The sequence below is a fragment of the Frankia sp. CeD genome, from assembly GCF_000732115.1.
Classification (GTDB): Bacteria; Actinomycetota; Actinomycetes; order Frankiales; family Frankiaceae; genus Frankia; species Frankia casuarinae.
Window position 1 is genome coordinate 1 of record NZ_JPGU01000073.1, and the last position, 10,114, is coordinate 10,114.

General features: G+C 65.2%; 7 protein-coding genes. 1 reads left to right on the top strand and 6 read right to left on the bottom strand.

Annotated features, from left to right (window positions below; genetic code table 11):
• The 6 genes from CED_RS20400 to CED_RS23145 all read right to left on the bottom strand — a co-directional run.
• On the bottom strand, positions 1–1,629 hold a 1,629-nt coding region (locus tag CED_RS20400; RefSeq protein ID WP_035913405.1), incomplete at its 3' end, for a condensation domain-containing protein.
• Positions 1,630–1,675: 46 nt separating this feature from the next.
• Positions 1,676–3,592, bottom strand: coding sequence for an ABC transporter ATP-binding protein (locus CED_RS20405; protein ID WP_035913400.1), 1,917 nt, complete (start codon positions 3,590–3,592; stop codon positions 1,676–1,678).
• Between the two features lie 114 nt (positions 3,593–3,706).
• On the bottom strand, positions 3,707–4,753 hold the full coding sequence (locus CED_RS20410; RefSeq protein ID WP_035913406.1) for an alpha-hydroxy acid oxidase: 1,047 nt from the start codon (positions 4,751–4,753) through the stop codon (positions 3,707–3,709).
• Between the two features lie 14 nt (positions 4,754–4,767).
• Positions 4,768–5,130: a chorismate mutase gene (gene aroH, locus CED_RS20415; RefSeq protein WP_023842144.1), complete on the bottom strand. Its 363-nt coding sequence runs from the start codon at positions 5,128–5,130 to the stop codon at positions 4,768–4,770.
• A gap of 444 nt (positions 5,131–5,574) precedes the next feature.
• On the bottom strand, positions 5,575–7,062 hold the full coding sequence (locus tag CED_RS20420; RefSeq protein WP_023842143.1) for a tryptophan 7-halogenase: 1,488 nt from the start codon (positions 7,060–7,062) through the stop codon (positions 5,575–5,577).
• Between the two features lie 566 nt (positions 7,063–7,628).
• The gene (locus tag CED_RS23145; RefSeq protein ID WP_131728967.1) at positions 7,629–8,702 is read right to left on the bottom strand and encodes a ParB/RepB/Spo0J family partition protein; all 1,074 of its coding nucleotides are present in this window, start codon (positions 8,700–8,702) and stop codon (positions 7,629–7,631) included.
• Positions 8,703–9,890: 1,188 nt separating this feature from the next.
• Here CED_RS23145 and CED_RS20425 point away from each other — a divergent pair.
• Positions 9,891–10,114, top strand: a 224-nt coding sequence (locus CED_RS20425; protein ID WP_160172403.1) for a transposase family protein, incomplete at its 3' end; no start/stop codon positions are given.

Here is a 10,114-nt window from a genome sequence, read left to right on the forward strand (position 1 = left end):
CTCCACATCCACCGGCACATACGCCGCCCCCACCTTCACCACCCCCACCAACACCGCCACCAACTCCACCGACCGCTCCATCACCACCCCAACCCGATCACCAGACCGCACCCCAGCCGCCACCAAATCCCGCGCCACCCGATTCGCCGCCACCTCCAACTCCCCATACGTCACCCGCACACCCCCCGACACCACCGCCACCACATCCCGCCCCGCAGCCACCCACCCCCCAAACACCCCCGGCAACGTCCCCACCCCAACCCCAACCCCAGTGTCATTCCACTCCTCCACCACCCGCACCCACTCAGCCGCACCCAACACCGGCACCCGACCCACCAACACCCCCGGATCCGCCGCCACAGCCTCCAGCAGCTCCACCAGCGACCGGGCGAAGCCTTCGGCCGCCTCACGCGAGAAGACGTCCGGCCGGTGCGNCATGCGGAAGCCGAGCCGCTCGTCGGGCAGCACGGTGAGGCTGAGCGGGTAGNGAGTCGCCTCAAGCCCGCCCACCGCCTGACTGATCTTGAGACCGTCCTCGCCCGGAGCCCGCCCGGGCGAATCGGAGGGGTAGCTCTCGTAGGCGAACAGCGTGTCGAAGGTCGCCCCCGCACCGGCCAGCCGCTGGATCTCGGCCAGCCCCAGGTACTGGTGNGCGATCAGAGCCGACTGCCGGTCCTGCANNGCNGNCAGCATCNNGNTNACNGGCNGGTTCGGGTCCAGCGNCACCCGCACCGGCACCGTGTTGACGAACAGCCCCAGCATGTCCTCCACACCGGGCAGCTCGGGCGGACGGCCGGCCACCATCGCCCCCAACACCACATCCGAGCGCCCGGCCAACCGGCTGACCAGCATCGCCCATACGCCCTGGATCAGGGTGTTCAACGTCAGCCCATGACCGCGGGCCAGGCCGCGCAGCGCCGCCGTCAGCTCCTCACTCACCGAGAAGCGCACCCGACCGGGTTCCGGCGAGGCCTGCGCCGGATCGACCGCAGCGACGAGTGTCGGCCCGTCGACCCCGGCCAGCTCCTCCTGCCACGCCGTACGGGCCTGTTCCCGATCCTGCTGCCCCAGCCAGGCCAGGTGATCCCGGTAGGGCCTCACCGGCGGCAGCCCGTTCAGTCGCCCACCGCTCCGGTACACGGCGAACAGCTCACGCAGCAGCACCGACAGCGACCAGCCATCCAGCAGGATGTGGTGGACGGTGATCACCAATCGATGCCGCCGCGCGCCGAACCGGATCAGCAGGAAGCGCAGCAACGGCGGCGCCGCCGGGNCAAACCGGCGGCCGTGCTCCTCGGCCGTCGCCTCGCCGGCCCGCGCCTGTGCCGTGGCTTCCGGCAGCCCCGACAAGTCCGTCTCCGACCAGGGCAGCTCCACCTGCCTGGCAATCACCTGTACCGGCTGGTCCAGCGCCGCGGGCTGCCGGAACCCGGCCCGCAGGTTGGCATGCCGGTCCAGCAGCCGCTGGCCGGACTGCCGCAGGATCGCGGCGTCGAGCGGACCCTCGATGTCCAGTACGGCCTGCAACGCGTAGACGTCGGAGCCCTGCTCGTCATACAGGGCGTGGAAGAGAAGCCCTTCCTGCAACGGCGACAGCGGCCACAGATCCTCTATCTCCAACTGAGCCACCGTGCTTCTCCTCTCGAGTTCCGCGAAGGTGTCAGCAAGAAGGACGTCAGGCGCCGACCCTGTCGTCGACCGAGTCCGTCGCCTGCCCGGCGAACTGGGTGAAGTACAACTCCGCATAGAGCCCGCCCGCCGCCAGCAGATCTTCGTGCGAGCCCTGCTCGCGGACACCGCCCGCGTCGATCACCAGGATCTGGTCGGCCTCCCGGATGGTCGACAGCCGGTGCGCGATCACCAGAGAGGTACGGCCTGCCAGCGCGCTCTTCAGGGCCCGTTGGACGGCGGCTTCGGACTCGGAGTCCAGGTGAGCGGTGGCCTCGTCGAGCACCACGATCGACGGCGCCTTCAGCAGCAGCCGGGCCAGCGCCAGCCGCTGCTTCTCACCGCCGGACAGCCGGTAGCCGCGATCCCCGACGACGGTGTCCAGGCCGTGCGGCAGCGCGGAGATCAGATTCCAGATCTGCGCGCCCTGGCACGCCCGCACGATCTCCTCGTCGGTCGCGTCAGGCTTGGCATACGCCAGGTTCCGCCCGATGGTGTCGTGGAACATGTGCGCGTCCTGGGTCACCACCCCGACCGTGTCACGCAGTGATTTCAGCGTGAGGTCCCGCAGGTCGTGACCATCGATCCAGACTGTCCCAGCGATCGGGTCATACAACCGGGAGACCAGATGGGTGATCGTGCTCTTCCCGGCGCCCGAGTGGCCGACCAGCGCGGTGAGCTTTCCCGCCGGAGCCCGGAAGCTGATCCGATCCAGCACCATCGCGGTGCTCCCGGTGCGCTCGGCGGACGGCAGCGCGATCGATTCGAGCGAGGCGAGTGACACCTCGTCGGCGGTTGGGTAGCGGAACGACACCTCGTCGAACTCGATCTCCGGCGCGGCCGACGAGGCGGACGGCAGCGCGATCGCGCCGGGGCGTTCGGCGACGAGCGGCCGCAGGTCGAGCACCTCGAAGACCCGGTCGAAGCTCACCAGCGCGGTCAGCACGTTGAGCTGGATGTTGGAGAGCTGGTTGATCGGGCCGTACAGCCGGTTGAGCAGGACCGCGAAGGCGGCAAGGGTGCCGAGCTGGAAGTCGTCGTGGATGACCAGAACACCGCCGATGCCATAGACCGCCGCGGTGGCGAGCGAGGCCACCATCGTCATCGCGACGAAAAACACCCGCCCATAGACGGCGGTCCGCACGTTGATATCGCGGACCCGCGCCGCCCGGTCCTCGAACTGCCTGCTCTCGGTCTCGGGCTCGCCGTAAAGCTTGACGAGGATCGCGCCCGCCACGTTGAAGCGCTCGTTCATCATCGTGCTCATCTCGGCATTGAGCTGCATGCCCTCCCGGGCATACCGCTGCAGCCTGCGGCCGACGACCCGGGCCGGCAGCATGAAGCACGGGACGAGCGCGAGCACGACTATCGTCACGACCCATGACAGGTAGAACATCGTGACTATCACCAGGACCAGCGACAGCGCGCTGGACACCAACACAGTCAGCAACTGCGACATCGCCTGCTGCGCCTCGATCACGTCGGTGTTCNGCCGGCTGACCAGCGAGCCGGTCTGCGCCCGAGTGAAGAAGGCGATCGGCTGCCGCTGCACGTGGGCGAAGACCCGGGTCCGCAGATCATAGATTATCTGCTCGCCAAATCGCGCGGAGAGCATCCGCTGAGCGATTCCCAGAAAGGCATCCAGAAGGGCGAGTGCCGCGACGACCGAGGCGACTACGACGACCAGCCTGGTGTTCTCCTTCAAAATGCCGTCGTCGATGAGGAACTTGAGTAGCAGTGGATTGGCCGCAATACTCGCGGCCTCGAGTGACCCGGCTGCCAGCAGCAGCACCAGGCGCCACCGATAAGGCTTGGCATAAGGCAGGATCCGGCGCATTGTACCCGGCCTGATCTGCTGCCGGGTAATCGGTCGGTCACCACCCACCCCGCGGATCATCATGGGGCCCGGAGCTCCGAGCGTCATCACCGACCTCCTAAACACGGGACCCGAAGTAGTGGCCGCGGTATCGGTTCAACCGTACCTAGCGGAGTTTGCGGCAACCACTGTCCAACTGCCGAAAACTCACGGTGAGCCGTATCAGTGCCCAATGAGGCCGGGATGGATGTCGGCCAGCGAAGGTGTGCCGGTGAGGGTCATCGCGTCGGTGAGTTCCTCGATGAGAATGCCCAGCACATGAGCTGCGCCTTCCTGCCCGCCGACCGCCAGGCCATGGAGGACTGGCCGACCCACGAGCACCGCGGCGGCCCCCACCGCCAGGCAGGCCAGCACGTCCCGGCCCCGCCGGATGCCACCATCGACCAGGACCGGGCAACTGCCCGCCACCGCCGCCACGATCTCCGGGAGTACCTCGAAGGTCGCGGGGACACCGTCAAGCTGGCGGCCCCCGTGGTTGGAGACCACGATGCCGTCCACCCCCGCACGTACCGCCCGTTCCGCGTCCGAGGCCGTCAGGATGCCCTTGACCAGCAGCGGCAACGAGCTGATCGACCGCAGCCAGTCGATCACCGACCAGTCCAGGGTCGGGTCGAGCTCGGCGCTGGCGTGCGCGGCGGGCGAGGAGAAGCCATCCCCGTCGAGGTTGACCGGCATGATACCCGGAGGCAGCCGGAAGTCGTTGCGCACGTCGCGCAGCCGGCGGCCAAGCCGGGGCGCGTCAACGGTGAGGACCAGCGCATTCATGCCCGCCCGCTCCCCGTGTTCGATCAGCCGCTGCGTCCGGAAGCGGTCACGGAAGCAGTACACCTGGAGCCACAGCGGGGAGCCTGCGGCCGAGACCAGCTCCTCGAAGCGGNGCCCGGCCATGGTGGAGACGACGACGGGCATCCCGACCGAGGTGGCGGCCCGCACCGTGGCCAGTTCCCCATCTGGGTGAGCCAGCGTGTGGAAGGCCATCGGGGCGACAGCCAGCGGCGCCGCCCACCGGTCACCGAAGATCCTGGTGGCGATGTCGGGGTCGGACGCGCCGCGCAGCACGGTTGGCCGCAGCCGGACGTCGTCGAATGCCGCCATGTTAGCCGTGAGCGTCCGTTCCTCCCCGGCGCCGCCCGCGCAGAAGTCCCAGACCAGACGGTCCAGCCGGGCGCGGGCCAGGTTCTCGTAGTCGCCGAGCGTCAACGCGGTCATCCCAGCCTCCGAGATCACTGCGCCAGATCAGGGCGCAGCGCGCTCGCGCCGCGCAGATACACATGCCTGATCGGCGGGCGCGCCCCGTCGACCTCCACATGCGCCATCAGCCGTACGACGCGCGGCAGCGCCCCGGGCACACCGATCTCGCTGGCGCAGATCATCGGTACCGTGTGAAAACCAGCCTTCCTGGCGGCCAGCGCGGGGAACTCGGCGTCCAGATCCGAGGTCGCGGTGAACAGCACACTGATCACGTCGTCGGTCACCAGCCCGTTGCGGATGAGCATCTCGGTGACCAGCTCGACCGTCGCCTCGAAGATGTCCTCTCGCGCGTTCGCCCCGACCTGCGTGGCACCGCGGATCGCTCGCACAGTCATACCCCGCAGCGTCGCTCGGATCCAGACTCACAACAATGGCGTCCAGCAATTTTCCGCCAGCGCCATCGGATGCCTTTTCGACAGTCGGCAAGAACGGTTAGAGCGATATAATCGTTCACGGGAGCGCTCCGTGGCCCAGCGACGGAAACGGACCTCCTGAAAGAGCCCCGAATATCGGTTCGAATCCGATTCCGGGTACTCTGCATCTTCTCTTCACCCGGGTTATACCCACGGTGGCTGACGGCACGCGGCCGATGTGGTTGCCCGACCCGGCACGGAGCCGGGCCGTGGAACTGGCACAAGGCCGTAGAACTGGCACGCACCAGCGGCGCCATCTTACTGGGCTGACATCCACAGAACCAACCGGCCCACACAGACAACCGGCCCACACATGGTGGACCATGTGTGGGCCGGTTGCTTTTGGACGCGACCGGTACGGCCGGCCTAAGCGTCGGTGGGCAGCCAGAACATGCCGTCAGCCGACGAGACCAGACCGCCGGGGAACAGCGGGGTCTCCGGCTCGGCGTCCTCACCGAGCAGCGCGCGCATCTGCATCTGCGAGCCCTCGTGCATGACCCCGCGGATCACCTGCGACTTCATGAACGGCACCATGCTCTCGCTGTTGTTGGCCACGAGCGCGTCGACCGCGGTAGTGAAGTCGGCGGTGTTGGCCTGCAGCCGGAGGGCCAGGGCGTCGGCGTCGGTCAGCGCGGATTCCCCCGACGACACTCCGCCGATCAGCTCGACGAATGCCTCCAGCTCGGGCTGGCTGTTCCCGGTGACCTTCTTGGCCTGCCAGAAGTAGGAGTCCTCGCTGTGATGCATCTCGTAGAACGACACCAGAAACTCGTAGAACACGCCGTACTCTCGGCGGTAGCGGGCCTCGAACTCCTGCATCGCGGTCTTCTCGTCCACAATCTCGGCGAGGACGCTGTTGATGGACCGGGCCGCGAGCAGCGCGCTGTAGGTCGCGAGGTGCACGCCGGAGGAGAACACCGGGTCCACAAAGCACGCGGCGTCGCCGACCAAAACCATCCCGGGACGCCAGAAAGTCGTCTGATGATAGGAGTAGTCCTTGCGTACCCGGAGCTGGCCGTACTGCCCGGTGGTGACCCGCCTGGCCGGCGCGAGGTAATCCGAAATCATCGGGCACTCCTCAATGAGCGCCTTCATGGCCTGCTCGGAGTCACCCTGGACCTTCTCCGCCATTTCCGACCGTACGACCGCGCCGACGCTGGTCAGCGTGTCGCTCAGTGGGATGTACCAGAACCAGCCGCTGTCGAAGGCCACACACAGGATGTTGTTCCGGTTGGGCTCGGGCATCCGCCGGCCGCCCTCGAAGTAGCCGAACAGGGCCAGGCTGCGAAAGAACTCCGAGTACTGCCGGGTGCCACCAACCCGATGGTAGATGCGGCTTTTGTTGCCGGTGGCGTCGACCACGAAGGAGGCCCGCGCCTCACGCCGGTTGCCGCCGTCGTCGGTGTAGCGGATGCCGACGACCCGGTCGCCGTCCTCGATGACGTCGGTGGCCGAGCAGCCCTCGTGTACCTCGGCGCCGACCCGGCGGGCGTTCCGCAGTAGAATCTCGTCGAATTTCGACCGTTCAACCTGATAGGCGAATGAGGTCGGCCCAGCCATCCGCGACGACACCGAGAAGGCGAACGTCCACGGCTCCGGGGTGGCCCCCCATCTGAAGGTACCGCCGCGCTTGAGCGGGAAGCCGGCTTTGGCCAGTTCGTCGGCGGCGCCGGTCAGCCGGCAGACCCCGTGGATAGTGGATGGTAGCAGCGACTCGCCGATCTGGTAGCGCGGAAAGTGCTCCTTCTCCAGGACAAGGACTCGATGCCCCTGCATGGCCACCAGCGCGGCCAGTGTGGAGCCGGCGGGTCCGCCGCCAACGACCACCACATCAAATTCCGCAGAATCTGTCACGGCCATCTCCCACCATTTTTTCCGAGCCCTTTAAGCCCGCTTGACCAAATTTTCAATCTAGTTTCGAATTTTCTCAAATAAATGTCAAGGACATTCTTCCGACAACGGCTCCGCCGCCTCCTGCGCGGCTGATACAGCCAGTACGGCTGGTTCCCCGCGACTCGGCGCCACCAGTATCAGCCGGCGATGAACATCGTGATCAGCGCCATGAGAACGAGCATGGTGAACGGTTCCCTGCCGCCGCGGCGAGCCCCATATTCAGCGCGATCAACGCCGGTGAATCCCGGTGTCCACCAGGATGGTGGCCAGCCCCCTGGTGGGGGTGCTGGTGGGAGTCCAGTCCGCTCAGCCGTGGCGCCGTGAGTCCTCTCCTATCGTCCAACCGCGCGATCTCGGCACTTGAACAGCGGCTGGCCATCCTTGCCGCTCGGGCATCTGCGNCAGACCGCGGCGTACAACCGGCGGTATTCCGCCGGCTCCTCCCGACGACGCCGGCTGATGGACGGGCTCAAACCTTCGAAATCGCCCCCGTATCAAAAAATCGAGGCGCTACATCCACTCTTTCGCTACTCTGCCTCCGAGGAGACACGATGCTCGCCGTCCCGGAGTTCCTCCGCGAGCAGGCACCATATATCAGCATACCCAGAGAAGAGATCGGCGATAGCTTCCCTACAGTGGGGTGGAACGTTTTCGATGATCTTTTTTTTCTCCCGAGCCGTGACCGTGCAGTAGCTCAGGACGTGAAGCACCATCCTTCCTACCTCGTTGTACCTCAGTGACGGATCCTTCCGCAGAACATCAAAGAGAGAGAAAAGTTCATCCAGCGATCTCCTCTCTTTTCGTCCCGAGCTGAGGCTTTTACGCATCGCCATGCGTCGCCTGAGGTCCACCGTGTCGACGTTCCGCTGCTTTACGGGGACCGGGCTTGCTCCCCGGAGAACTCGATTCTTTACGTCCGCCACCGTAGTCGGAGAGATTCCGGCTTCCCTTGCGATCTGCCGAAGAGAGGCGGCGGGATTTGCTTTGATCAGTTCGCTGGCCCGCTCCCTGCCCTCCACAAAGCTCAACGGCCTCGTACGCCCATCCATACCAATCCTGCTCGTGAACTGAGGGACACTTTCGGCCAGGCTCTGGCGGATTTCCGAGATTTTTTTCGCGGAAACTCCGACTACCGAGGCCACAGCTCTGTCCGACCACTGCGGACGGCACGCGATAATACGCTTCGCAGCGGCCACCCGATCCGCCATCGTGAGCGGCAGGCCGTGCGTGACGTTTGCGGCGACCGCCAGGAGAAAAGCGTCTTCGACGTTGCCATCAAAGAACTGCACCCTGATATCTTCCTCACCACGAATCGCGGCGGCCCGTAGCCGGTGTATTCCATCGACCACCCTCATCGATCCCCGATGCACGATGATCGGCGGCAACACGGCTTCCGTCTCGGCCAGTATCTTGACATGATGCCCGACCTCGCCGGCCACGCGAAGCGACTCGGAGGTGGTGAGTGAATTTATCGGTAGTAGCTCAACGGTGGTGTTCTGTAGTTCGTTCAGCAGTTTTCTCAGATAGGACCAGCCATCGCCTCCGCGCCCTTCCGTCCCGTTTTCAGAAATCACGTGCTCTTCCTTCCTGAAGAGTTCCAAGGGATAAATTTACGGGTAACTGTGGCGTGGATGGATGAGAACTATCCGCGAGGCTTGAGCCGAAAGATTCCCTCGTGACGAAGGCCAGGCGAAAGGCGCTCCGGCGGGCTTCCCGGCAGGAGGGCCGAAGGTCCACCGGCCCGGTGGGCACCCGGGCCGAACGGGTGGGGATCGACCAGGCTTGGCCCGGAACGCCATCCGGGCTCGGGACCGGTGTCCACACCAACTTCGGCCGCTCAACGTGGTCACCCAGATGACGCCGCCTGGTTGATCTTGAGCGTTTTCATGAACCTTGCCGAAGAGCAAAAGATTACCAAACAACAACGAATTTGATTACACATGAGTATTAATCCCACTAGGGTGGGCACCTACAGTCGACAAAGAATGTGGGTGACGGCCGGCAGTAAAAATCCGTGCTGTCTCACGGGCGGGCCGAAGGTGAGAGCGGGAATCGAGGAAACGTAAGGAGGAACGAATAATGGACGTCTAGATCACCATAGTTCGAAGCCCCCAGCGAAGATCTTTATGGAGGCCTTCTGGATGGCCCCTCACGGAACCCCCCTCAAGAAGATCTGAAAAGACAGAACGATGCCCATGAGACGGACCTCACGCTAGCACCGATACCCCGCGCCTCGCAAGCTTTGTCCTCGCAATCCTTCGCCGTGGAGTTTGCCTAAAAACAACCGTCCAAATTGCCAGGTTTGTCGAGGGCCTCACGCTCTGCCACTGACTCGCCGGGCCACACCGGTAAATATCTCGTCCCCTGCTCGGATACCCGGGATGAATGTTTCATCATGCGACCACTGTTTGCGCAGGTAGCAGACTAGATCAAAGTTCTGGTTCCACCTTGAACGCCGTCCCCTTAGAACACGTTTGAGGTCGTCGTGCGATAACTCTCCGTACCAGCCAGGGCGTACGACGGGTATGCCTTGCCGGGGAGAGGCCCGATGCCGTCCGCCAGGAGCATGGGACGTGTCCATTCAGGGTGGGCGGCCGTAGCCCGCTGACTTTGGGGTTTGTATTGAGGAGCAGGGCGACGTCAAAGTAGGTACGGCGTGGCGTCTTGAGTTTGTGGTCGGCTACTGCTNGGGGTNGGGCCGNGAAGGGCCCTGGAACGCGGCAGACGCGGCACCTACAGGAAGATCTGAGTTCTCACGCANAGGTCTTCCAGAAGCAGGTGCCGCGTCCGTGTCTGTAGTGTCCCCCATGTTGTGGCTTGAGTGTCAGCAGGAGCAGGTTGAGGTCTCGACAGCCGCGCAGGTCGCGGGGCTGGTCGCGGTGTTGCGGCGGGTACCGGACTGGCGCGACCCGCGGGGTGTTCGCTACGAGCTCGCGCCGGTCCTGGCGTTGTGGGTCGCGGGCAACATCGCAGGTCACGACACCACCGTGGCGGTGTGGGAGTGGGCCTGCGC

Excerpts from the sequence above, each read along its gene's own strand:
- aroH (WP_023842144.1), bottom strand. The coding sequence starts at position 5,130 with ATGACTGTGCGAGCGATCCGCGGTGCCACGCAGGTCGGGGCGAACGCG.